The sequence below is a fragment of the Lysinibacillus sphaericus genome (assembly GCF_006864135.1).
Lineage (GTDB): Bacteria > Bacillota > Bacilli > Bacillales_A > Planococcaceae > Lysinibacillus.
This window is the reverse complement of record NZ_SADV01000019.1, coordinates 30,536-57,172: the sequence shown is the minus strand read 5'-3', so window position 1 is coordinate 57,172 and position 26,637 is coordinate 30,536. Positions and strand designations below refer to the sequence as shown.

The window sequence follows — 26,637 nt, the reverse complement described above, 5'->3', positions numbered from 1 at the left end:
TCATCACTTATTTCGATATGTACTTATTGATCAGTTCTTAAAGAAATAGCTTCCCTCGGAAAATCTGTTACAATGGTTTCTACGTTATTCATTTTTAATAGTTGTTCCATTTCTTTTCCATTATTAACAGTCCACACTCGGATATTAAAATCAGCGCCACTTTTTTTATCATATACCCCATTTAATAATAAATCCTTATGAAGATGTAGTCCTTCTAAATATAAACTTTTAACGTATTCAGAAGGGCGGCTCAGCTCATATTCTAATAACCAGGCGATTTTTGCACTTGGTTCCATTTGTTTCAATTTTACAATAGAAGGTAAATGAAATGATGAGTAAACTACTTTATCAGCATAGTCAAATTGATTAACTATAGCTATCACTTTTTCTTGAATACCATCGTACGGAAAAATATTCGTTTTCAATTCTATGTTTAACTCAATCTGATAGGGGACAATTAATTCTAAAACTTCTTCTAGTGTCGGTATCCTCTCTTTACTCCAAACATTTTTATCAAACAATGCTAAGTGGGAAAATTTAATACCTGTACTAAACTGTTTTAATTGGGCTAAAGTATAGTCTTTGACATAGCCTGAACCATCTGTCGTTCGATCAATTTGTTCATCGTGAATCACGACTAATTCCCCATCTTTTGTTAATTGCACATCAAGCTCAATACCGTCCACACCTAAATCCAATGCATGACGGAATCCTAATAATGTGTTTTCTGGCATAGTCCCCATACTCCCTCGGTGACCAAAAATTTTCGTATGATTCATAAGCTATAGCATCCTTTCTTGGAAAAGGAGATAGAGAACAAAGCATATATTATCACTTCATTCTCTACGTCTATTACCTTAATCTTTTATTATGGAAATTTATTTACCTCTTGCTGCGTTTGATTGTTCGATGGCTGCATTCACTTGTTTAACCGCATTATCAAAGGTTTCGTCTACGCCTCCACCGTTATAAACTGTTTCAAGTGCCGTTTCCATGATTTTACGTTCTTGAGGAATCATATCCATTAATGCTCCTTGTGTCGCATAAGATGGTTTTGTTGCTTGAAGTTGTTGTACAGAAACTTGTAATTGCGGCATTTTTTTATAAGCATCTTTAACGACTTGCTGATCATAAGCAGCTGGGTTGATGGCGAAATAACCTGTACCTACATGCCATTTAGCTTGTACTTCTGGAGTTTGCAAATATTTCATAAATGCCCATGCTGCCTTTTGTTCTTCCTCATCTTTACCACCTGACATCCATAAACTTGCTCCTCCAATTGCTACACCTTGGCGTTCTTGACTTTCAGGGTGAGGGAGGAATGCTACACCTACTTTAAATGGTGCGTTATCTATAACATCTCTTGAAGAAGCTGAAGATTGTAAGAACATAGCAACATCGCCTGCTAAGAAACCTGAAACCATATTATCAGAGTTTGTTCCATAATTGGCGAAAGTTCCATCGTCATTCATTCTTTTCGCCCATTCAAAGATTGATTTCCCTTTTTCATTATCAAATGCTACTGCTGTAGGTGTTTTGGAGCGGCCATTGTCGTTATTCATAAGCAAGCCACCTTGATTGGCTAATAATTCTTCAAATAACCAGCCATATGCTTGTAAGGCGAACCCTTTCATATGATCATTACTTGCAACGATTTTCTTACTTGCTGCTTCCACTTCTTCAAACGTTTGTGGAGCTTTTTCAGGATCTAACCCTGCCTTTTTAAAAGCATCTTTATTGTAGTACATGACTGGTGTTGATGAGTTAAATGGCATGGAGTAGAATTGACCATCCACTTTATAATAATTTATGATGTTTTTTTCAAGTCCACTCATATCATAGTTTTCAGCGTCGATAAATTTTTGAATCGGTTCCACTTTACCACTATTAATCATTGACATTGTCCCGATTTCTTGCACTTGAATCATTGTAGGTGCATCTTTTGTTCCAGCAACACTATGAAACTTCGGTAATGACTCTTCATAGGTTCCTTGGAACTCTGCATTCACTTGAATTTTATCTTGAGCGTTATTATATTCTTCAACAATACTATTTAATGTTTCTTGAGGTACACCATTCATCGAATGCCAAAATGTTACGACTGTTTGTTCCTTCGTCTTTGTTGCAGCCTCATTACTTGAACTACATCCTGCTGCGATCAATAATAAACTTGCCATAGATAAGGATAAAAGCTTTTTCTTCATGATCATCTCTCCTTTAGATTATTTATCTATTGATATTGTTAAAACCGATAATTATTGGACTTTGTTAAATAGGAGTGTTGATTGATTGATTGATTGATTCATTCATTAACAAAGCCAATTATTTAAGCGCACCTTCAGCTAATCCTTTTTGCAGTTTCTTCTGACCAAAGAATAATAAAAGCAACGTAGGGATAGCCACAATCATGGCACCTGCCATAACAACTCCCCATTGATTGACTGTTTCCTGTGATTGTAATTGCTTTAAGCCAATTTGAACGGTTCGTACTGTATCATTTGTTGTGGATAGAAGCGGCCATAAGTACATATTCCAAGCCGATAAGAAGCCATAAATCCCTAAGGTAACTAAGCTTGTTTTTGCGACAGGTAAAACGACAGTTAAATAAAATTTAAAATCACCCATACCTGCAACTTCACTCGCTTCTTTCAGTTCTTTTGGAATTTGTTTAAAGGTTTGTCTTAATAAAAATGTACCAAATGCTGTAGCCAAAAAGGGTAAGGCTAGTCCTGGATACGTATCAATTAAATTCATCCCTTTAATCGTTTGAAAGTTCGGGATGATGGATGCTTCAAATGGAATCATCATCGTTGCAATAAACAAGTAGAATATCACATCTCTACCTTTAAATTTTAGAAACACAAAAGCGTAAGCTGCTAAACTAGATAAAACTAACTGACCAATCATGATCAACAGGGAACTAATAAAACTGTTCAATAAAAATTTCAGCAATGGTAAGCGTTCAAATGCCTTCACATAATTCTCTATTGTCCAAGTAGAAGGTATGATTTTACCTAACATGACATCTTGATTGTTCATAAAGCTCATTAAAAAAGCCAAAATGATAGGTAGAAAGATGATCAGCGCTGAAATTGTGAGCAATATGTATAAGATAATTTTTTTGGAAAGAGACATCCTCATTGATAGTGGACCTTCCTTTCTCCGAGCTTAAACTGAATCACGGTCATAATTAAAATAATAATAAATAGGATTACCGCTTGTGCACTGGCTGACCCGTACTGATAATTCACAAAGGCTTCACGATAAATCGAGTAAACGATTAGGTTCGTTTCATTACTTGGTCCCCCTTTAGTCAACATATCGATTTGACCAAAGGTTTGAAAGGCATTGATGATGGACACAGTCGTCACAAAGAATAGGGTCGGAGAAAGCATAGGAATCGTAATCCGACGCAATTTGTAAAAATAACTGGCGCCATCAATATCGGCACTTTCATAAAGGTGAGAATCGATAGATTGCAAACCGCCAAGTAAAATTAAAAAGGTAAAGCCGATATTCATCCAAACCGTAGGTAATGAAACAGAAAGGAGTGCCCACGACGAATCTGTTAACCAAGCAATTTTGTCAAAACCAAATGTCACTAATAATTTATTAAAGAATCCAATACTAGGATGAAATAAGAACAACCAAAATACAGACGCAGCGGCTACAGAAACTCCCATTGTAGATGAGAAAATCATTCGAAAAATGCCAATACCTTTTAACTTTTCATTGGCCATAACGGCCAAAAATAAGCTTATGATAATCGTACCTGGCAAGGTGTATAGAACAAATAAAAAGGTTGATCCCAAACTTTTCATAAAAATCGGAGATGTAAAGAGATCTAGATAATTTTGTATGCCGACAAAAACCGTTGTGGCACCCGCTTGATTGGTTAAAAAGAAACTTAAATAGATTGTACGAATCATTGGATAAAAGATAAAAACACTAAATAAAAAGATGGATGGTAATAAGAATAGAAGCCCCTTTACAAAGTTTTTCCTACGTTGTTGTTTTTTTACCCTCTCATAATGAACTTGATTATGTTTAACCATCAATGCCGCTTCGTGATTCATTGTGCAACGACCTCTTGTTTCTGCTCTTTATATGCAGCTTGTAATAATTGACCGGTTTCGAAATCAAAGAAACAAAAATGTTGAACGGATAGTTTAACTGGAACTTTATCACCCGGATAAATCATCCATTGCCCTGGCCATTTAGCATTCCATAATTGGCCGCCTAATTCTTCAAAGACGATCATCGTTTCATTTCCTAGTTGCTCTACACCTACAACATTCAACTTATGCGTTGCTTCGTGTTCAGCTGCCGGAAAAATATGTTCTGCTCTAATTCCAATCATTGTCTTTTTGGCTGATGGTATATTTCTTAAGTCTGATGGACTTAATTTAAACGTAAGCTTACCTTCAACCATAATTTGTTGTTTTTCAACGGATAGTTCAGCTTTTCCCATATTCATCTTTGGAGAACCGATAAAAGAGGCGACAAATGTATTGGCCGGTTCGTTATATAACGTAATCGGTTTCCCAACTTGCTGAATTTCCCCGTCATTTAACACCATAATTCTGTCGCCCATCGTCATGGCTTCAACTTGGTCATGGGTCACATAAATCATCGTAAGTCCCAATTCTCTTTGTAATTTGCGAATCTCAACACGCATATGTGCACGCAATTTAGCATCTAAATTAGAAAGCGGTTCATCCATTAAGCAAAGTGGCGCTTCACTTACAACTGCTCTAGCTAGGGCCACCCTTTGTCTTTGACCACCTGATAGTTCCCTCGGTTTTCTTTTCAATAATTCACTTAATCCAATCATTTCTGCCGTTTCTTGGAGTTTTCTTTGTTGTTCTCTTTTATCAACTTTTTTAATATCTAAACCAAAAAGAATATTTTGTTCGACTGTTAAATGAGGATAGAGTGCATAATTTTGGAAAACCATCGATAAATTTCTATGTTTAGGAGACAGATGATTGGCTACTTTATCATTGATCTTTAGTACACCCCCAGTTATTTCTTCTAATCCCGCAATCATTCTTAATAAAGTACTTTTCCCACAACCCGAAGGTCCGACTAAAACAAAGAACTCCCCCTTATTAATTGAAAGGTTTATTTCACTTAATACATGGGACTTTTCATCATATGATTTTGAAAGATTAACCAGTTCAGCGTGCGCCATTTAATAATCTCCTTCTTTCCTTTTACTATTTGTTTATAACTCTCTTTTCTTAAATTGTTGTAAAAATGAGACCAATTCATCAATAGTATGAACCTTATGATCCCAAGGAGTCTGATCTACTTGTCGATAATCCGAAATAAAAATTGTCCTAGCTCCTAATTTACGAGCCGGGTATAAATCATTAATGGGATTATCGCCAATAGAAAGAATTTCTTCTGGTTTATATCCTTTTTCCATTAACATTTTTAGAACTTGCTCCATACCATTCGGTTTTTTTCCATCATAAATGGCTTGATCAAAATAAGGGAGCACCTCTAAATATTCTAAAAATACCTCTCCTGACTCAAAGGGAGCATTCGTAAGAAGCACTTTCATCTCCACATCGATATTCTTTAACACTTCGACCAAAGACTCACTTTTTGGAATCTCATAGTCAGCCGTTAACATTTCAGCCCTCACTCGGCTATAAGCATTGGTTCTAGTTTCTTCACTGATTCCTAACTTCTCTCCAAACAAATAGGCTATACACCATGGATCTCCAATATAAAACAATTGGCTTTCTCTAGAAAAATGATGATTCAGTTTCTGACCATCCCAATCGAAAGCACAATTTGGGACTAATTCCGAATGCGTAAAAATACTATTTGTTGCAAAATCGTAGTAATGACCTAAAGAGACGCTATGCTTGCCGTTTAAGATGTCATAAACTTCGTTAATGACCCGCTCGATTTCCTTGTCGCTATATCGATCATCTAACATATAAGTTATGTATCTTTCTAAAAAGGAATCTTCTTGATAGAGCGTTCCATCCATATCAAAAATCAATACCTTGATGTTATTTTTCCACATGGCAAACTCCTTTGTTCATGATTATAGAAAATGCAAAGCGTAACAAAAAAGAGAGACCTCAAATATATGTATATATTCATATACATGTATTTGAGGTCTCTCTGCCCGCACCATTTGTCTATTCACTTTATAGTTATAATATAGACGGTGTGTATTAAGTAAGTATTAATGATATGTAAATTTTGTTTATAATTCATTTAAGTTCATTTTCCACATTTCTGAGTTTGACGTCGAAATCGCAACGGCACCATTCTCGAGTGCTTCCTTAGCATGTTCAGGTTGGTTTAATAATCCACCTGTGATAATAGGGACTGACAACACATTTGTTAACTTTTTTATATATTCTGGTGCTCGACTGGGCATAATCTCAATGATATCTGAGCGAATCTGACTAGCATCCTCCACTAAGTTATTATAAACATCCGTATCAATTAAAAAGATTCGCTGAATCACAAAAAGTCCGCTTGATTTTGCCTTTTTTATAATTCCAGTCCTCGTTGTGACGATTGCGGACGGCTGAACATTTCTTTTTATAAATTCAATTCCAGCACGATCCATTTCTAATCCACCTATTTTTTCAACATGTAAAATAACTGGAAGCCCCTCAGACTGTATGAAATCCACATATCTCTTTACTGTTAAAATCGTTCCCGTCATTAATAATACAGCGCTTAAATTTTCTTTATACTTAATAGCTCGTTCAATATACTTTGGATCCTTTACCGCTGCCACCATTTTATGCTTTTCTAACCTTTCTTGCAAAACTCGCCCCACGACGTATTTTTCCATAGACAAATTCCTCTCTTTGAAACATCTTCTGTTGAACGATGTTACATGTATTATTTCAATGTCATTGTAAAGCCTAGCTAAAAAAAAGAAAAGATACGGCCAATGTCCCATTGGAATCTGGTATACCAGATTCCAAATGTTTTTTCCCTCATTTCTTAACGTATTAACAATACTGATAATCTCTTAAGATCTATCTAACGCAGGGCAATTTTTTGAGAAAAAAGATAAGGAATGCAGCAAGTTCTCTTCGCATTCTGTATGATTTTATTAACAGTCATGCTTATTTTTTGATGATTCAATGCTATAAACGGTATTCTTCCTCATATTTAATGCTCATTTTAACTGCGACTACTCTTATTAATCGTTATAGATTACTATAAATGTAAGTATCCGATTGCCTCACTAAAGAGAAGTCCAATGTTCTTTATATGCTCTTTGGAAATTGGACTTTACCTAATTGCTAACGCTGAAAGTCTCTTTTTGAATAGGAACTTAATTGCCTTCGGTAATCACCCCATAATTCTTTTTGAATAAAACTCATCTACTTATGGTAGGGCTCTCCGTAACATGTATAAGTGCGTTTTTTTTCCAATCAGATTTATACTATAATCTAAGGATGTGATTGTAATGAATTTAGGAATTGGCTTTTTACCCAAAAAGTATTATGAAAATGCACCTTCAACTGGGGGCTATTACTTTTCTATAAATGAAGGCATTCAATATGCCATTAATATTGGCGAGATGTATTATCCAGACTATACAGACGAACAACTTGCTTTATTTACAGAAAGCTTAGCCCCATTTCCACTTTATTATTTATTCGAGCAGAATAATAGAAAAATTATTGAAGAGATTAAACAAGAATTACATGATGCACAGCTACCATTTGAAGTATTTTATCAATCAAAAAAGAACACTTATTTAATGATTACTGTCATAAATCATCAAGAACTAATGCGCCTAATTCCTATCATGATTTGGCAGCATAATTATAATATGTGCTCTATTTGGTCAAATCGAAAAGACACGTTTATGATAGAGAGCAAAATTTGGGACGCGAAACGTACGGATGGGATAGATGCTTCGATAGAGGAGACCATTTGCATTCATTTTAACGAACCAACAACCGCTTTTTTATTTAGTCATGACTTCAAAGGTACAGATATTTTTTCAAACGAAAATCGCTTTTCAACATTAGAAAATGTACAAAAGTTACTACCCTCATTTATTAAAACTGACATTATTGAATTTGGATAAATGAAAACCACCTAAAACGCTGACACTCAAAACGTTCTAGGTGGTTCTTTTCATAAACTGCACTTACTTATGATACGGTTCTCCGTAACTAATGTAAGTGCGGTTTTAACCAGTAACCTACTTTACATGGAAACGGTCAACACTCTGTTTCAATTCATCCGCCAGCCCATAAAGCATAGCTGCAAAACTGGCTACCTCTTGCATGGCTGCAAGTTGTTCTTCTGATGAGGCGGCGACGTGAGCGGAGTCGGCTGAAGATGAATTTGCGATACCCTCCAGCACTGTTAGTGAAGCCGCAACTAACTCACTTCCTGATGACAGTTGTTCCGAAGCTGCAGATACTTCATCAATCTGATCAGACACTTTCTGAATCGACTCCACGATCGAACTAAATGTTTGCCCTGCCTTATTCGCAATGTGTGTACCTGCCTGGGCTTCTGTCATTGATTTATCCAAAGAAACCACTGTTTTACTCGTGTGATCGCTGATACCTTGGAGTATGTCAGTTATTTTCTCCGAAGAGGTTTTAGATCGTTCAGCGAGTATACGAATTTCTTGAGCCACAACGGCAAAACCTTTACCATGCTCACCTGCTCGCGATGCCTCAATCGATGCGTTAAGTGCAAGCAAATTGGTCTGATTAGCAATGCTACCTATTAATGTAACCATTTCACTAACTTGATCGCTTAATTTCTTCAGTCCATGGATTGCTTCGACCGATGTTTTCAAGTTTTGTTCAATTGTGCTCATTTGAGCAACTGTTGTTTCTATATCCTTCATTCCTGCATTTGCGCTATCTGCTGTAACCGAAGCCAATTCTGAGACGACAGAGGATGCATCTACGATTCTATGAATACCCACTCCCATTTCCTTCATTGATTGTTGACACTCATTAGTATGACGAAGTTGTTCATCGAGACCAACAGCAATGTTTTGAATGGCACCTGTGATTTCTTGCGTAGCTGCTTCGGTCTGGGCAGCGCTTTCTTGTAATTGAGAAGAAGATACTGCAACTTCATTCGAAGAATTTTGTATGTTATGGGTCAATATCCTAAGTCCGCTAATCATCTGATTAAATGAACTTGCAGCCTTACCAATCTCATTATGGTTCAGTACAGGAATTTCAACGGTTAAATCGCCTTTCGAAGCATGTTCAGACACTTCAGCTAAACGTGCAAGCGGACGCAACATTTTACGAAGAATGAATACAACCAACGCGATTAACATAAGTACAAAAAAAATACCAACCGTGATATTCGTCCATAGAATTCGTTGGAGTTCCTTTTTAACAATCCCATAATCGAAATCGACACCGAGCAACGCAACTGGTTTCCCGCTTCCGTCATTAATCGGCGCTAAATACGAGATGAAAGTTCCACCTTCATCAGTGTAAACATCAGTTAAGGTGCTACCGTTTCTCATTGTATCTTCGTAACTTTTAAGAAATTCCGAATCTAATTCATATAACGTACCTAACTCTTCAGCATATTCAACTGGATCCCGACCATATTCTGAGTTATATAAGTATTCTTTGCCATCCTTCTTGATAATGTCCGGTGTTAATAAATAGACATCCACTACCATATGATTGGATTTCATAGAATTCAAAATATTGGGGAGTTCCTCGAATGGTTTTCCCTCCAATGGTTGATGCTCAAGAATTGTCTTCGTTGCTTCGGCAACAAGAGGTTCATTTTGTTGAGTTATGGATTTAAATACTTTTCCATATTCATCAAATTGGCGAAAGTACGCCCCACGTTGTTCGCGGATGGACAGGGAAATCATTAATCCGATAACGATAATTATGAGAGCGGAGAGAAATAACGAGCTCGTAAATACTAAACTTCTAGAATTCGCTTTTTTAGAGCGCTTAGTTGTCCTCCTGGTATTTAATATTTTTTTTCTTCCAATCAAGGGAAAACCCATTTTCATTACACCTTCTATTTAACTTTGATTATTAATTACTTCTTTTGAATCTAAATTATGATATTTCCTTACAATGTCCTCAATACCCATCTTATCGTCATTGATAGTCACTTTTTAAATTATTTGTATACTACTCCTTCAGTTTGGTCATAAGTAAAAGCGAGAGCTGTTGGTACAACCAGCGTAGCTGCTGCATATCCTAGAAATTTATCATCAATTAAATTATATTTACCTAATTTAAGAGTAAGTAAAAATCAGTCCGTTTTTCCGAAATAATAAGTCCTCCAAAACACTATATAGTTCCCACATTATCAGTGGTTTTTGTTGAATTAATTTTAGAATGGTGGAAATATCGTGATTGGAAAAAAGAAAATCATCTATAAAATAAAAAACTATCTAGAACGTTGATATGTCAACGATGTAGATAGCTTTTTTTTATAACCGCACTTATTTATGATACGGTTCACCCTTTATAATCCTAAAACTTCTATAAATCTGCTCCACCAAAACAAGCTTCATTAGCTGATGCGGTAATGTCATTTTTCCAAAGGATTGTTTCTCATCAGCACGTTTCAACACATCATCGTGTAAACCAAGGGAGCCACCGATGACGAATGCGATTTTACTTTTGCCGTAGGTCATGAGGGATTCAAGATCTGCCGCCATTTGTTCAGAGGTTTTCATTTTGCCATTAATGGCTAAGGCGATAACGTATGTATCTGGGCTGATTTTAGATAGAATACGTTCACCCTCTTTTTTCTTTACAATTTCCATCTCTGCTTCGCTAAGCTGCTCGGGTGCTTTTTCATCTGGTACTTCGATTAAATCCATTTTTGCGTAGCCACCGAGGCGTTTTACGTATTCATCTATTCCCATTTTTAAGTACTTTTCTTTTAGTTTTCCGACTGATACAATCGTTATATTCACACGTTATCCACCTTTACATTTCATTTACAAACAAATTATCCACAAAAGTTATCAACATATCCACAAGCGATTCCTATATCTTGTGTAAAGTTATTTACTTGATACAAGATATTCTGCAGGTCGTTCACAGTAGCTACATTTTGTGGATAACTTTTCATCCTCTTCGATTTTATCCATAATTGGAAACTCTTTTTGCTCAGCCACAAACATGTCTAAAGCGTGTTCTATATGGTTTTCACAGCTGTATTTTTCCATTTTTGCACCTCTTCTTATTTTCCGAAATTTCCACAAACTTATTCACAATTTAGTCTATGTTATCCACAATCTATTGTAACAAAGGTCAGGCGAGTATGGAAGAATAGGCTTTCTACCGCCACTCGCACTGTATATATTATTATTCACAATTTTCTAGTTATCCACAATATTTTCTAAATAATTCAGTGAACGTTGCGACGAGGTGACTTTCAACTCAGAGATTACTCGTTCTCACTACTCACCAAACTTAAGCAAAATAGACTTATAACCGTGATGCAATTGTACATATATTGCTGTTGTCGCTTTCACACATAACCAACCTCTTGTTTTGCTGAAGAACTATACCACCTTACTATCATTGACTCAACAACAAAAAAATCAGTGGAGATCATATCATCCCCACTGATTTTTAATTTACAACGAATCGCTATTTGTTAATGTTAGTGATAGATCCACTAATTTACCTTGGCGGTATACTTTCATCGTTAATTTATCACCAATTTTTTTGTGGTTATATAAATGTTTGCGTAAATCGATTGCTGTTTCGATTTTTTGGCCATCCATTTCAACAATAACATCGTATTGTTTAACGCCTGCTTTTGAAGCTGGAGAGTTCGACACAACATCTGTAATAACAACACCTGTTGTTACGTCTTTTGGTAATTTTAACGTTTCTTGTTGGTAGAATGACGGAACATCCGTTAAGTCTACTAATGAAATACCCATTGTTGGACGCTTCATTTCACCATTTTTCTCTAATTCCTCGATAATTGGAATTGCTGAGTTAATCGGAATTGAGAAGCCTAAACCCTCAACAGAGGATTGTGCAATTTTCATGGAGTTAATGCCGACTAATTCACCAGCAAGATTTACAAGTGCACCACCACTATTACCAGGATTGATAGCTGCGTCTGTTTGTAATACTTCTTGCTGCCAATCTATAGTACCATCACCGTTTATGTCAACTGGTACAGAACGATCCTTACCAGAAACAACACCTGTAGTAACTGAGCCATAGAATTCTAAGCCAAGTGGATTACCAATCGCAATTACTGTTTCACCTTGTTTTAATACATCTGAGTTACCAAATGTCGCTACTGTCTTAACATCTTTAGAGCTGATTGAAATGACTGCTAAGTCTGTCCAAACATCGTGACCAACTAATTGTGCTACTTCTTTCGTTCCATCAGGCATTGTTACTTCTAACTGCTTTGCACCTTCAATAACATGGTTATTTGTCACGATAAAGGCTTTATCACCTTCAACTTTGTAAATAACACCTGAACCGCTTCCCGCAGGCTGTTCTGATGAGGATCGTGGACTCCAGAATCCGCCACTTGACACTTCTTGAATATTTGTAATCCCTACAACAGCCCCTGAAGCCTTATCTACTGCTTTTGTAACGTCAGTTGTCACTTCTGTTGCTACTTGATTAATGGTTGTTTCACTTTTATTACCTGCGCTACTTGTTGTTGTACCTGGCATTTGATTGACAAGTCCAGGCATCATGAGCCAAACGAGTAAAGCGCCTATGATAACGCCGATAAAACCGGTAAATAAATAACCACCTTTACCTCCGCCACCGCCTTTCTTTTTATGACGCTTCTCTTGTGTTTCTCGCTCCTCTTGTTCGAGTCGCTCCTGAAGAGGTGACTTTTGTATTTCATCATTTTTTAATAAATCATTATTTTTATCATCATCTTGAAAATAGCCCATTTACCTCATCCTTTCCTTTATTAAGTATTTGCTAGTTGTTACCCTAATATTACAATTCAAACATTAAAATCAGATGAAAAATAAATAAAATGGACATAAAAATGGCTGTTCAATGCATTTTCTATAAATGCCATTGAACAGCCTCATTAAAGCTTTGATATTTTATCATTAAACGGTTACTAACTTCGTCGGCTCTTCTGCATCTGTATCAAATAAATTTAAATACTCACCGACAATAATGCCGCAAGATTGCAAAGTTTGTGTAACACTCATGCGTGCAAGCTCTTTCATATTATTATCTTTACTTAAATGTGATAAATATATATTTGTTGGCTTTTCAAATACTACTTCACTCATTGCGATAGCTGCATCCTCATTTGAAACGTGCCCTACATCACTTAAAATACGACGTTTTATAGACCATGGATAACGTCCCATTTGCAGCATATTCACATCGTGGTTACTTTCAAATACAAAGGAATCAGCACCACGAATAATCCCTTTCATACGGTCACTGACATAGCCTGTATCCGTAATAACAACAAGCTTACGCCCATTTTCATGAAAGCTATAAAACATTGGATCTGCTGCATCATGTGATACTGCAAAAGATTCAACAGCCAATGAATCAAAATGCTTTACAGTATCCATTTCAAATTCAAAACGTTGCTCTAACGGTATATCACCAACTAGCCCGTCCATCGCCTGCCACGTTTTGGCGTTAGCATAAACAGGTACATTATATTTTCGTGCCAATACACCTATTCCTTTAATATGATCACTATGCTCATGTGTAACGAAAATGCCACTTAGCTGTTTCATATTGCGGTCGACTTTTGTAAATAGTTGCTCCATTTTTTTGCCACTAAGACCCGCATCGACAATAAATGCATGCTCATCATTCTCTACATAAATCGAATTTCCTGTACTGCCACTTGCTAAAACACTAAATCGCATTATTCAACTCCCCAGTCTTCCTCTTCAGCCTTTTGCTTGTCTCCTTGGATTTCAATAATTTTTCCATCAATAGCATCCACGAAGTACTCTTCTATTTCTCCGTCCGGTAATTCCACTTGTACTTCCCATGTTGGTATCAACACTTGCGTTTGCGTTAAATTACTAAATGTCGAGTAACCTAACTTCACATGCTTAATACGCGATTCTGATTTTAATAGCCCTTTATTATAAAGTGTCTGGAAAATTTGAAGTGGTGGTATGACCGTCTCCTGTTGCTCCATCTCTTCGATATTATCAATCATTGTCTGCTCATACATTGTCACTTCGTTATCTAAATTCCACTGTACTTTTAATAAGGCACTATCATTGTAATAGAACATTCGATTATTTTTCTTTTGGAAGAAGATTGCGACTCGTTCCTCACGATCTACCTTCCATAATGCATAAAAATCTCCATCTTTAACGTTTAAATGGACAAAATCGGTAAAGCTTGCATCATCACTAATATTTCGTAATTTCACAGGGTTAATAAAATTAACACGTATATGTGCATGTTTCTCATCAGTGAAACTTACTCGCTGATTGTCATCGTTAACAATATTTTTAAAATTATGCACTTTTCCTGTAATGTAAGAAGCTGATTCATTACTATTCGGCAGTGGTCCATACGTAATATTATCATCTTTCAAACGGGCTTCTATTGTTTTTTCACCTAGTATTTCTACGCTCTGCGCTTCATTATAGCGATTTAAATATAACCAATACAAGAAGATATTTAAGATTAAAAAAACGAATATAAAAATAGACTTTGTTCTATTCCAATCCATTTTTGACACCCCCTAATATGTCAGGCGTCAGTTTTGTCGATATACCATTACGAATAACAAACCAGCATGGCTCTAATGTCACTATTGTGCTTTGATCATAGGTTAAATAGAAACCCACAACAATATCATCTATATCTGATAAAGCAATGTTATTTAGCTTTTTAATCTTTTCAACGATTTCCGATCCTGATGGAAGTTCCTTCATCTCTTTTTCGGACGGAATATCTTTCTCAAAAGAAAAGTATGGACGTTTGTAGCGGAAAATACGATTTTCTCCCCAAACGGTTGTAATTCGGTTTATAGCCTGATCACTATAAATCGGTAATCCATGTAAATATAGCTGATAATCCAATTGATTATTGCTTGTACTTGTTGAGGCTAAGCGATAATCATCTGTAAAACCTCCGTGTTCATTGATAAATTCAAAGCTATCCGTAAAGAGCTTGGAAGGCTCTATTCTTACACTACTTTCTGCAGCTGGATATACATAGGTTAATGATTTCACCTTCGAATCAATCACCATCCGTGACATTCCATCGTGATATTTTTCAGTAGTTGCACTTTCATCAGTGCGCACGACATTGTTTAGATTTGTAAATACCACATTTTTAAATAATTCAGGTTTCTCTTCGGTAAAATACGTATATTTTGCAGATTCAATTTTATCATTTGCAATATATAGTGAGGTAAAGCCCTCTCGCTCCACTTCTTTAAAAGTGCCGTATGTTTTCGCTGGCTCAATAATAGCTCTTACAAATTGATTAGCATTTTCTAGACTTACACGTGAACGCATTAATAGTTCATTATTGCCACTAATGAAAAATACCTGTATTACTTTGCTATTATAATTGCTCCAATCTATAATCATACGATTGAAGGTTGTTTCAGGTAGCTCCTTATCGGCGAATTGAAAAATCGTGTTAAAGGCAGAGTAAGGAATCTCACCAGGGAAAAAGACAGTCATATAATTGTTAGAACGAATCATATCGTTTACAGAGTCCGCCTTAAGATTATTGTCAACGGGCATTAAATCCAGGATATTCCACCCATGAAATGCGTCCATAATATCTACCATTGCACCATTAGATACTGTTCCGGTAAATTCTTTATCAAAACGGTAAATAGCTTTATAAGGACGAATTACATCCTCCGTTTTTTTTTGTGGTCCGATTAGAATTTCTTTTCCTTCAGTCTTTTCAATAAATTTATAATCTGGCGTGTATGTCCAAATTATAAAGGTTAAAACAACACTTAGCACAACAAGTAGGAATAAAACAACTGATTTAACTGGTTCTATATATTTCATTCCCACTCACCTGCCTCGTCAAAATCATCTAAATTAAGTGGTAATGTGAAGAAAACCGTTGTTCCATGCCCTTCTTCACTTTCAGCCCATATTTTACCGCCATGAGCTTCAATCATTTCCCTGGCAATAGCTAGACCTAGACCTGTGCCTCCCATAGAACGAGCTCGAGCTCGATCTACTCGATAGAAACGCTCAAAAATACGTCCTACATTTTCCTTAGGAATTCCCATACCATCATCGGAAATCATAACCTTTAGCATATCTCCTTGCGCTGTAAAGCCAAAGCGAATATTACCGCCATCGGGTGAATACTTAATAGCATTAGAAATAATATTATCGATAACTTGTGTCACCTTATCCGTATCGATTTCTACATAATAAGATGCCTCTGGGAATAAACGTTCAAACATCACTTTATCTGACTTAGACATTTCAAAACGATCGATAATACGGTTAAAGAATGAATTAAATAGAACAATGTCTTGATTCAGTTCATAATCTGAACTATCCATTCTTGATAACTGCAATAAGTCATTCACTAAGCGGATCATACGCTCTGTCTCTGTTTGTGTGACATTCAAAAATGTTGGAGCAATATTTTCATCTTTCCATGCACCATCTGCTAACGCCTCTAAATAACTGCGCATCGTCGTTAACGGTGTCCTTAATTCATGTGACACATTTGATACAAATTCCCTGCGATCCATCTCTATTTTTTCCTGTTCCGTAATATCGTGCAGTACGGTAATTAGACCATTAATAAAGCCCGTTTCTTTTTGAATAACAGAGAAATTCGCACGTAAAATATACGGTGCGTCTGCTGTACTAAAATTTAAATTCACCGCATCATTCATGTGAATTAAATCCTCAAAACTATACTCTTGGTCAATTCCTAAAACAGATGCAATCGGTCGGCCTAATGTAATATCTCTTGAAATATGCAGCAGCTCTAGTGCGGGGTCATTAATAAGAATGATACGCCCTTTTCGATCTGTTGCAATAACGCCATCCGTCATATTACTAAGGACCGAATCGAGCTTTCGTCGTTCCGCCTCAGTAGTAGATTGCGCCTCCTGCAAGCGATTTGTTAAATGATTAAAGGTTATAGCAAGCTGCCCTATCTCATCTGTACCATAAACCCGCACTTTTCGAGAATAGTTACCCTTTGCCATCGCCTGTGCCTGCTTACGCATATCTGAAATTGGCTGTGTAATTGTTCGTGCCACTAAGATACCTAAAAAGATAGTAATTACTAAGGACACCGCTGTACCACCAAGGAAAATACGGTTAATGTCATTCACTTGTTCAAAAACAGATTCAATATTTGCCTCAATATAGAGTACCCCTATGATTTCATCATCAGGTCCTGCACCATCTCGAATTGGCGAAGCTAACACCCACACTCGATTTCTTGTTTTATTATCAAGTTTAATGTTTTCAAATAATGTTTCTGCAGAGATAGCACGGCGTACGAGGTCATTATTCGAGCGCTGTCCAATCAAACTTTGATTGTCTATCTCAGATGTGGCGCGAATACGCTGCCTATTATCGATGACACGGATTTCTAAAATATCTCCTTTAGAAAGGTCCTTCAACCCTGTGGAAAATTCCATAACAATCGTTTTCAAGCTCTCTTCAAGAGTTGGCATACTTTCATCGCGCTCTTTTAACATTTCTTCACGAATGCTATATTGCATTAAATCGACACGTTGAAAAATGGATTGTCGGAAGTTATCTTTTAAATTTTGCTCTAATTCACGCGCAAAATAAATTCCTATTATTTGCAAAGCAAGTAGGATTAGCAAAATGTAAATTAGTACTAGCTTGACATGAATTGATTTAAAGAAGCTAACTTTCTGCATTCCTTTTTACTCCTGTTCAGGATTTCGTAAATAATAACCTACACCACGGCGTGTTACAATCCAAGCCGGATGACTAGGATTGTCCTCTATTTTTTCTCGTAAACGACGAATTGTTACATCTACTGTTCGTACATCACCGAAATAGTCATAGCCCCACACAGTTTGTAGTAAATGCTCACGCGTCATTACTTGTCCGATATGCTTCCCTAAGTAATGTAATAGTTCAAACTCTCTGTGTGTTAGTTCAATTGCTTCATCACGTTTCAATACTAAGTAAGCATCTGGCTGAATAACAAGCGAGCCTACTACAATTTCATTGGACTCTTCTTCAACCTCTTCGGCAGTAGGGGCTACTACCTGTAAGCGACGCATATTTGCCTTTACACGTGCAATGAGCTCACGTGTACTAAATGGCTTTGTCACATAATCATCCGCGCCCATTTCTAGTCCTAATACTTTATCAATTTCAGACCCTTTTGCAGTTAGCATAATGATAGGGAAATCATATTTTTTTCGTACTTCTCGACATACTTCCATCCCATCACGCTTAGGTAACATTATATCTAAAAGCATTAAATCTGGTTGTTCTTCCTCAACCTTCTCTAGTGCCTCATCTCCATCATAAGCACAAATAACTTTGTAGCCTTCTTTTATTAAATTAAACTGTAAAATATCTGCGATTGGTTTTTCATCGTCAACAACTAAAATGGTCTTGTCCATATTTTTTCTCCCTTTCGCTTTTTATCTATTTTTAAACGATTGTATTTTTAAAGTCACTACTCTAACTCTACCATGCTTTTAACTTCTATGCATTATTCTAAATCCTAAGACATTTTACGATATTGTTATAATCAATTATGCCTCAACAAATTGCTTCCGGAATTGGCCTTTGTGCTTAGGCCTGCGTGATGCAGGTCAGTTAGCCGTTATCGCATGGATGCGATGGTTTTAGGCTAACTTCCTATAAAAAAGCTCCTTTCCGAACCCGTGACATCCGCCGGAGGCTTTAGGCCAACAGATGTTTTTTGCGCGAAAGCGTAGTGCTAACGCAGCGTCAGCACAGTGTTTTGTCTATGCGACAGCGGCAACAGTACAAAGTTAGTCACTCAGCCGTTGCCACAGGACACAGCGTTCTTAGATATTTGGATACTCTCTGAAAATTGACTTAAAATCGCATTCATCTCATCACCTATAGAGGCGGATGACTTCTGTACCTGTCGCTTTGCTTTCACTACAGAAAAAAGTTGCTAATAAAAGTTAAAATATATTTCGACAAATATTTCTCGGGAAATAACATAGATTTACATACGAAGTATATAAAAAGACAGCCCTATTTTGGACTGCCTTCTATTCGAATTGATTAACGCCCTGCATATGATAATAGGTTTTCTAACGAACCCTTTTTCTTAACTTCAAAGTGTAGATGTGTACCTGATGGATTTCTAGTAGTGCCTATAATTCCCCTAACAGATTTCCCCTACTACTTACTTGTCCTAACTTTGCGCTTTAATTGATGTTAGGTGACCGTAAAGCACCTTCCACCTTTTCTATAGTAGTATTAATTACCCACAAATATTTTTTGCACCAATATACTGTACCATAAAGAAAATACAGTTTAACTGTTTTCACCTTTTTGTAATGTAAATGTATTAATTCTCTACTAATTGTTACATCATTCCTTTCTTATAGCTATTAAAAAGTATAGTTTCAGAATTAGATTTTGTTCCTGTCTTGTACTTTTCATGAGATATCTAGACCCCAAGCCGCTCAACCTCTACTCCAAGCGATTAGCTGAGTTCTTTGAATAAAGCCGCTAGTATTCCATTTATTTTTACTATAATTTTAAACTTATCACTTTTTGCTTTTTAAATATTCTGATAAAATAAAGATTAGATACATTAGTTGAATGGAGCGATTAATTTGAATGTTTTACAAACATCTGAAATAACCCCTAAAGTAAGAAAGCCTCAATGTAAAAATCCCGTTCGAAAACTTATCATTAGGACCATTATGGTGGCATTAGGTGCAGTCATTATGGCACTGGGGCTAGAGCTATTTTTAGTACCAAACCACATTATGGATGGTGGAATCGTAGGTGTTTCCATTATTACTTCTCATTTATTAAATTTACCTCTTGGTATTTTCATCTTCATTTTAAACTTACCTTTCATCTTTTTAGGCTATAAACAAATCGGTAAAACCTTTGCACTTTCCACAGGGCTCGGAATTACAGTACTCTCATTAACAACTCTTTTCTTACATAATCTAAACCCGTTCACTCAAGATACGCTATTGGCCACAGTTTTTGGTGGCATGATTTTAGGTATTGGTGTCGGCATTGTCATTCGTTATGGTGGCTCATTAGATGGGACTGAAATTTTAGCTATTTTATTTAATAGTAAAACACCGTTTTCCGTTGGTGAAATTATTATGTTCTGCAATTTACTCATCTTTGCAGTAGCGGGGTTTGTGTTCACATGGGAACAAGCCATGTACTCTATCCTGGCATACTATATTGCTTATAAAATGATTGATATCGTCATTCAAGGGATGGAGGAATCAAAATCCGTTTATATCATTAGTGATGAAATTGATGAAATTGGGCAAACGATTATGGACCGACTAGGTCGAGGTGTAACCTTCCTTCATGGTGAGGGGGCTTATACAGGTAACGATAAAAAAGTTATTTTTACCGTCATTACCCGATTAGAGGAATCCAAGCTTAAATCAATCGTCGCAGAAATTGATGATCATGCATTCCTAGCAATTGGTAATATTGCAGAGGTTAGAGGTGGCCGCTTCAAGAAGAGAGATATTCACTAGTGAAAAAAGGACGTACCGCATATGGCACGTCCTTTTAATGTTGTTGAAATACATCTATGAAAGTGAATATTATGGCTACTTACCATAATCAAATTGAATAGGCTTATTACAGTGACGCTATTTTACATTTTGTGTAGCTACACTTTGTAAAAAGAATCTATTGCTGCTTCGCTTTCACACAAAAGACATCTATTACTACCACTATATTTTCACATATTATCACTATAAATTTAGAGTAATATGCCAGAAAATATACGCTAAGTGAAGTGGCTGATTGGAGTGGAGACTGAGCGACTCCTTGGGGATCAGCAATAGAGGAACGAAGGCTAAAAGCATCACATCCTGTGATAACGCCTTCGTGACCAACATCGTGTTGGCCCGAGACCCTGGAGCGAGCAGCGCGAGTGAAGCGGCTCATCGGACGCCCCCAGGAAAGCGCTCAGTCGGAACGGAAATCAACCCCTCGTTTTGCCGAAGAGTCTTACTAATTTTGAATACATAAAATATAGGACAATAATTGCGTCTCGCCCCAAAATTCAAAGTAAGGAAAGAGGTATAAAAAAGGACGTACCGCATATGGTACGCCCTTTTTTGATTTATATTTATTTTGCTTCCCAAACATCCACTAAAACGTTTGTTTGTTCACGTGCAGGACCAACAGAGAAAGTAGCAATTTCAATACCAGTTAATTCACTCACGCGTTCTACATAACGACGTGCATTCTCAGGTAGCTCTTCTAATGTTTTGCAGCCTGTAACATCTTCTGACCAGCCTGGAAGCTCTTCATAAATTGGTTCACATTGTTCAATAATATGAAGATTTGCTGGATACTCAGTAATCGTTTCATCTTTATATTTATACGCTGTACAAATTTTAACTGTTTCTAAACCAGATAAAACATCGATAGAGTTAAGCGCAAGATGCGTAATACCACTTACTCGGCGTGAGTGGCGCACAACTACCGTATCAAACCAACCTACACGACGTGGGCGGCCAGTTGTTGTACCGTATTCACGACCAACTTCACGAATTTGTTGACCTACTTCATCAAATAATTCAGTTGGGAACGGTCCATCGCCAACACGAGACGTATAGGCTTTAGATACACCAATAACACTTGTAACTCGTGAAGGACCAACACCAGCACCAATCGCTACTCCACCAGCAACAGGATTTGAAGATGTTACAAATGGATACGTACCTTGATCGACATCAAGTAAAATACCTTGTGCTCCTTCAAATAACACTTTGCCGCCTTCATCTAGTACATCATTTAAGATTTTAGACGTATCAGTTACATATTTTGCGATTTCTTGTCCATAGCCGTAGTATTCTTCGAAAATTTCTTCGAATGTTACGCCTTCAACTTCGTAAAATTTCTCAAATAACTTATTCTTAATTGCTAAATTTTGACGTAGTTTTTCTTCAAATACATCCTTGTCTAGTAAATCAGCCATACGGATACCGATACGTGCTACTTTATCTTGATAGCATGGTCCAATCCCTTTACAAGTCGTACCAATTTTTTTATCGCCACGGCTTTCCTCATCGGCGATATCTTGCTTAATATGATATGGCAAAATAACATGCGCACGATTAGAAATTCGTAAATTTTCTGTATCAATGCCACGCTCTTGTAAGCCTCTAAGCTCAGTAACTAATGACTTTGGATTAACAACCAAACCATTTCCGATTACTGAAGTTTTCTCTTTATAGAAAATACCTGATGGAATTAAATGTAACTTATAAGTTTCACCATCAAATTTAATTGTATGTCCTGCATTATCACCGCCTGCAAAACGAGCGATTGCATCAGCTTTTTGTGAAAGGAAATCTGTAATTTTACCTTTTCCTTCGTCTCCCCACTGTGTTCCTACAACTACAACTGATGTCATAGTCAGCACCTCCGTTAGATACCATTTGTATCTCAATTTTTAAGCCGTTAATTATTGTATCAATGATAGAAACGCCTAGTCAACAAAAATACTTAAAAACACGAACATAAAATCAAAAAATATGATTCAACGTTCGTGTTTAATAACAGAATGGTATGAATATTATCTAACATTCAGATTAATTCCGTCTTGGTGTAATCTCCAACGTTGAGTTCCTCTAAAAGAAGGAAATTTTTCTTATGAATGAAGATAAATATTTACTCACGTGGAGGTGGTGGCGGCATTTGCGACCAATCCACATTAATGAATTTATTGAATTCTTTTTTAAAAGCAAGTGTAACTGTACCCGTTGGACCGTTACGCTGTTTAGCAATAATAATCTCAATCATATTTTTACTCTCGGACTCTTTATCGTAATAATCATCACGATATAAGAAGGCAACAATATCAGCATCTTGCTCAATACTTCCCGATTCACGTAAGTCACTCATCATAGGCCGCTTATCTTGACGTTGCTCAACGCCACGAGATAGCTGTGATAATGCAATGACCGGAACCTTTAACTCACGCGCTAAACCTTTTAAAGAACGTGAAATCTCAGATACCTCTTGCTGACGGTTCTCACCTGGCTTACCACTACCTTGAATAAGCTGTAAATAATCGATCAAAATCATACCGAGGCCATGCTCCTGTGCTAAACGTCGACATTTTGCTCGAATTTCATTAATACGTACACCTGGTGTATCATCAATAAAAATTCCGGAATTCGATAAACTTCCCATTGCCATAGTTAGTTTACCCCAATCTTCCGTTGTTAAAGCACCTGTACGTAAAACTTGTGCATCTATATTTCCCTCCGCACAAAGCATACGCATAACTAGCTGCTCAGCACCCATCTCTAGAGAGAAGATCGCGACATTTTCACGTGCTTGAACGGCAACACTTTGCGCAACATTCAACGCAAAGGCTGTTTTCCCTACAGAAGGACGTGCCGCTACAATAATTAAATCGTTGCGCTGGAAGCCAGCTGTTATATTATCTAAATCACGGAAGCCTGTCGGGATACCTGTAACATCACCTTTTTGTGATTGAAGCTTTTCGATGTTATCAAAGGTTTCCACCAATACGTCTTTAACATGCTTAAAGTCCCCCGCATTTTTACGATTGGCTACCTCCATCATTTTCTTCTCTGCTTCACCTAGTAATGCCTCTACCTCATCCTCACGAGTATAGCCATCTTCTACTATTTTAGTAGCAACACGAATTAAACGACGTAATAATGCCTTTTCTTCGACAATTTTCGCATAGTGTGCGACGTTAGCAGCTGTAGGGACAGCATTGGCGAGCTCTAGTAAATAAGATAGCCCGCCAACATCCTCAATTTCCTTTTTAGCTGATAATTCTTCCGTAACTGTTACAACATCTATCGCTTTTCCTTGATCACTTAAACGTAGCATCGTTTCGAAAATTGTTTTATGTGCATTATGATAAAAATCATCTGCTAGTAAAATTTCAGATGCCGTGATTAACGATTGAGGATCAAGGAAAATTGCACCGATAACCGATTGCTCCGCTTCCCGGTTATGCGGTGGGACGCGGTCCATCATCGGTTCGTTCATGGTTCGTCGCCCCTTACTCTTCCGTTACATGAACTTTTAATGTTGCAGATACTTCATGATGTAGTTTTACAGGTACATTTGTAAAGCCTAGCGCACGAATTCCATCACTTAAAGTCATTTTACGTTTATCAATTTTTATGCCATGCGTTTTTTGAAGCCCATCAGCAATTTGCTTTGTAGATACTGAACCAAATAGGCGACCACCTTCACCTGATTTTGCTTTTAATTCTACTGTTAAAGCTTCTAATTTTTCTTTTAACGCTTTCGCTTCAGCTAATTCTGCAGCGGCATTTTTAGCTTCTAATTTCTTTTGACCATCTAATTGACTTAATGCTTGTGCATTTGCTTCAGCAGCATAGCCATTTTTAATCAAGAAGTTTTGTGCATAGCCGTCAGCTACATTTTTTATTTCCCCTTTTTTCCCTTTTCCTTTAACATCTTTTAAAAATACTACTTTCATGATTCAGAACTCCCTTCGAGTACCTCATTTATGGCCTCTTCTAAATATTTTTTTACTCCAGCAATGGAACTTGCTTCGACTTGGCAAGCTGCATTCGTTAAATGCCCACCGCCGCCTAGCTTTTCCATAACAAGCTGCACGTTTACTTCGCCAAGTGATCTTGCACTTATGCCGATTTTGCCATCTGAACGATGTGCAATGACAAAGGAAGCACCAACATCCTTCATTGTTAGTAAAATATCTGCTGTTTGCGCAATTAGTACAGAATCATACACTTTCGCTTCCTCACCTACAGCAATAGCAATACCAGGCTTCACGAACTTAACAGTTTGCACTATTTTAGAACGCTCAATATACGTATCGACATCTTCTTTTAATAATCGCTGTACTAGCACTGTATCGGCACCATTTGTCCGTAAATAAGAAGCCGCTTCAAACGTACGGGCTCCTGTGCGCAGTGTAAAACTCTTTGTATCGACTATAATTCCCGCCAGCAATGCCGTAGCCTCTAGCATATTAATCTTCGCACGTTTTGGTTGGTACTCGAGTAACTCTGTTATAAGCTCAGCTGTGGACGATGCATATGGCTCCATATAAACAAGCGTTGGATTTTCTATAAAATCCTCACTGCGACGATGGTGATCAATCACCACAACTTTTTCTGCCAGCTTTAATAGCTGTGATTCGATGACTAAATCTGGTTTATGCGTATCGACTATAACGAGTAAAGATTTTTCTGTCATTCTTGCTGCAGCTTCCTCTGGCGTTAGGAAATTTTCATAGAAATCCGATTTACTCTCTATTTCATTCATTAAACGTGTTACACTTCCGTTTAATTCTTCGAAATTCACGATCACATAGCCCTTCACATCATTCATCTGTGCCATTTTACGTACACCAACAGAGGCACCAATAGAGTCCATATCAGGGTTTTTATGTCCCATAACAAATACTTGGTCACTATCCTGAATTAAATCACGTAGTGCATGGGAAATAACACGTGCTCTAACGCGTGTACGTTTCTCAACAGGGTTCGTTTTCCCACCATAGAATTTCAGTTTCCCTGTAGGTTGCTTGATGGCAACCTGATCACCACCACGACCTAAAACAAGATCTAAACTTGATTGTGCTAGTTCACCAAGCTCTACTAATGAAGATGATCCTGCGCCAACACCAATACTTAATGTTAATGACATATTTTTTTGCGCTGTTTTTTCTCGAATTGTATCTAAAATGGCAAATTTTTTCTTCTCAAGCTCCATTAAAATGGATTCGTTTAATACAGCTAAAAAACGATCGGATGATATTCGTTTGACAAATATCCCTTGCTCAGCTGCCCAATCATTAACAATTGATGTCACCATCGTATTCGTTAAACTACGTGGCTGGTCATCCATTGCTTGCGTAATTTCGTCATAATTATCAACAAATAAAATGGCGATAACTGTACGATCTGCATAGTATTGTTTTTCAATAGCTATCTGCTCCGTTATGTCAAAGAAATAGAGTAAATTCTCTTCTTTTTTATAATAAACTCGATATTTACGATCACGGAGCGTAATCGTATCTTCGTTTGTCTCTTCGCTTTTCATTAGCACGTAAATGTCGTCAGATATATTAACGATTCCTTCACCTACTAAATTCTCCATATTTAAAACGCCTTGCATATATGGATTCGACCATTCTATTTCATATTGATCATTGACAAGTAAAATCCCAATTGGCATTTCAAGCAATGCCTCTTCCCCTACTTTTTTCATGCGGAAAGAAATGGATTCAATATGCCTTTCTGTTTCATCAAAGGTAATCTTTTCTACCTTCCACGTATAGACCATTAATAGTACAAAACCTACTCCATAACCGACACCTATCCCGATATTCCAAATACATAGAAGCACGAACGTCACAATGCCAAAAATGGAAAGAACAAAAAGCGGATAGCGGATTGGTCGTTTTCTAAAAGTCCCCATTACAT

General features: G+C 36.9%; 22 protein-coding genes. 2 read left to right on the top strand and 20 right to left on the bottom strand.

From position 1 onward, the window contains the following. Positions 1–23: 23 nt before the first annotated feature. The 7 genes from C7Y47_RS18240 to C7Y47_RS18210 form a co-directional block, all read right to left on the bottom strand. Positions 24–779, bottom strand: coding sequence for a glycerophosphodiester phosphodiesterase (locus tag C7Y47_RS18240; RefSeq protein ID WP_142510050.1), 756 nt, complete (start codon positions 777–779; stop codon positions 24–26). A gap of 99 nt (positions 780–878) precedes the next feature. Then, positions 879–2,204, bottom strand: coding sequence for an ABC transporter substrate-binding protein (locus C7Y47_RS18235; protein WP_436970118.1), 1,326 nt, complete (start codon positions 2,202–2,204; stop codon positions 879–881). A 118-nt stretch (positions 2,205–2,322) separates the two neighbouring features. After that, a complete protein-coding gene (locus tag C7Y47_RS18230) occupies positions 2,323–3,135 on the bottom strand; it encodes a carbohydrate ABC transporter permease (RefSeq protein WP_400937709.1) in 813 nt (270 codons plus the stop codon). 2 nt (positions 3,136–3,137) lie between these two features. Further along, positions 3,138–4,076, bottom strand: a complete 939-nt coding sequence (locus tag C7Y47_RS18225) for a carbohydrate ABC transporter permease (RefSeq protein ID WP_142510047.1) — start codon at positions 4,074–4,076, stop codon at positions 3,138–3,140. Next, the gene (locus C7Y47_RS18220; protein ID WP_142510046.1) at positions 4,073–5,194 is read right to left on the bottom strand and encodes an ABC transporter ATP-binding protein; all 1,122 of its coding nucleotides are present in this window, start codon (positions 5,192–5,194) and stop codon (positions 4,073–4,075) included. Before C7Y47_RS18220 ends, C7Y47_RS18225 begins: the two co-directional genes overlap by 4 nt. Before the next feature lie 33 nt (positions 5,195–5,227). Beyond that, positions 5,228–6,043 carry an HAD family hydrolase gene (locus C7Y47_RS18215; protein ID WP_142510045.1) on the bottom strand — a complete coding sequence of 272 codons (816 nt, stop codon included), beginning with the start codon at positions 6,041–6,043 and terminating at the stop codon, positions 5,228–5,230. A 186-nt stretch (positions 6,044–6,229) separates the two neighbouring features. After that, complete coding sequence (locus C7Y47_RS18210) at positions 6,230–6,832, bottom strand: glycerol-3-phosphate responsive antiterminator (RefSeq protein ID WP_255505245.1); 603 nt, start codon at positions 6,830–6,832, stop codon at positions 6,230–6,232. 627 nt (positions 6,833–7,459) lie between these two features. Between C7Y47_RS18210 and C7Y47_RS18205 the strand changes: the two genes are divergently transcribed. Beyond that, on the top strand, positions 7,460–8,089 hold the full coding sequence (locus C7Y47_RS18205; RefSeq protein ID WP_142510044.1) for a hypothetical protein: 630 nt from the start codon (positions 7,460–7,462) through the stop codon (positions 8,087–8,089). A 117-nt stretch (positions 8,090–8,206) separates the two neighbouring features. Here the strand turns inward: C7Y47_RS18205 and C7Y47_RS18200 are convergent, their stop codons facing one another. The 9 genes from C7Y47_RS18200 to yycF form a co-directional block, all read right to left on the bottom strand. Next, the gene (locus tag C7Y47_RS18200) at positions 8,207–10,021 is read right to left on the bottom strand and encodes a methyl-accepting chemotaxis protein (RefSeq protein ID WP_142510043.1); all 1,815 of its coding nucleotides are present in this window, start codon (positions 10,019–10,021) and stop codon (positions 8,207–8,209) included. 441 nt (positions 10,022–10,462) lie between these two features. Next, positions 10,463–10,942 carry a 23S rRNA (pseudouridine(1915)-N(3))-methyltransferase RlmH gene (gene rlmH, locus C7Y47_RS18195; RefSeq protein WP_142510042.1) on the bottom strand — a complete coding sequence of 160 codons (480 nt, stop codon included), beginning with the start codon at positions 10,940–10,942 and terminating at the stop codon, positions 10,463–10,465. 90 nt (positions 10,943–11,032) lie between these two features. Next, entirely contained in the window at positions 11,033–11,197 is a 165-nt protein-coding gene (locus C7Y47_RS18190; RefSeq protein ID WP_132362535.1) for a CxxH/CxxC protein, read from the bottom strand. 414 nt (positions 11,198–11,611) lie between these two features. Next, positions 11,612–12,913, bottom strand: a complete 1,302-nt coding sequence (locus tag C7Y47_RS18185; protein ID WP_142510041.1) for a S1C family serine protease — start codon at positions 12,911–12,913, stop codon at positions 11,612–11,614. 168 nt (positions 12,914–13,081) lie between these two features. Then, positions 13,082–13,870, bottom strand: a complete 789-nt coding sequence (locus tag C7Y47_RS18180; protein ID WP_142510040.1) for an MBL fold metallo-hydrolase — start codon at positions 13,868–13,870, stop codon at positions 13,082–13,084. Further along, positions 13,870–14,697 (bottom strand): two-component system regulatory protein YycI, encoded by an 828-nt coding sequence (locus C7Y47_RS18175; RefSeq protein ID WP_142510039.1) that lies wholly within the window; start codon positions 14,695–14,697, stop codon positions 13,870–13,872. Before C7Y47_RS18175 ends, C7Y47_RS18180 begins: the two co-directional genes overlap by 1 nt. Then, positions 14,684–16,003: a YycH family regulatory protein gene (locus C7Y47_RS18170; RefSeq protein ID WP_142510038.1), complete on the bottom strand. Its 1,320-nt coding sequence runs from the start codon at positions 16,001–16,003 to the stop codon at positions 14,684–14,686. Before C7Y47_RS18170 ends, C7Y47_RS18175 begins: the two co-directional genes overlap by 14 nt. Further along, on the bottom strand, positions 16,000–17,865 hold the full coding sequence (gene walK / locus C7Y47_RS18165) for a cell wall metabolism sensor histidine kinase WalK (protein WP_142510037.1): 1,866 nt from the start codon (positions 17,863–17,865) through the stop codon (positions 16,000–16,002). The genes C7Y47_RS18170 and walK overlap by 4 nt, the downstream gene beginning before the upstream one ends. Before the next feature lie 6 nt (positions 17,866–17,871). After that, positions 17,872–18,585 (bottom strand): response regulator YycF, encoded by a 714-nt coding sequence (gene yycF / locus C7Y47_RS18160; protein ID WP_049662630.1) that lies wholly within the window; start codon positions 18,583–18,585, stop codon positions 17,872–17,874. A 1,290-nt stretch (positions 18,586–19,875) separates the two neighbouring features. Between yycF and C7Y47_RS18155 the strand changes: the two genes are divergently transcribed. Then, positions 19,876–20,688 (top strand): YitT family protein, encoded by an 813-nt coding sequence (locus C7Y47_RS18155; protein WP_255505247.1) that lies wholly within the window; start codon positions 19,876–19,878, stop codon positions 20,686–20,688. A 602-nt stretch (positions 20,689–21,290) separates the two neighbouring features. Here C7Y47_RS18155 and C7Y47_RS18150 read toward each other — a convergent pair. The 4 genes from C7Y47_RS18150 to C7Y47_RS18135 form a co-directional block, all read right to left on the bottom strand. Beyond that, on the bottom strand, positions 21,291–22,583 hold the full coding sequence (locus C7Y47_RS18150; protein WP_142510035.1) for an adenylosuccinate synthase: 1,293 nt from the start codon (positions 22,581–22,583) through the stop codon (positions 21,291–21,293). A gap of 257 nt (positions 22,584–22,840) precedes the next feature. Next, positions 22,841–24,202: a replicative DNA helicase gene (dnaB, locus tag C7Y47_RS18145; RefSeq protein ID WP_132362519.1), complete on the bottom strand. Its 1,362-nt coding sequence runs from the start codon at positions 24,200–24,202 to the stop codon at positions 22,841–22,843. Positions 24,203–24,215: 13 nt separating this feature from the next. Next, entirely contained in the window at positions 24,216–24,662 is a 447-nt protein-coding gene (gene rplI / locus C7Y47_RS18140) for a 50S ribosomal protein L9 (protein WP_142510034.1), read from the bottom strand. Beyond that, complete coding sequence (locus tag C7Y47_RS18135; RefSeq protein ID WP_142510033.1) at positions 24,659–26,632, bottom strand: DHH family phosphoesterase; 1,974 nt, start codon at positions 26,630–26,632, stop codon at positions 24,659–24,661. The genes rplI and C7Y47_RS18135 overlap by 4 nt, the downstream gene beginning before the upstream one ends. Positions 26,633–26,637: the final 5 nt, after the last annotated feature.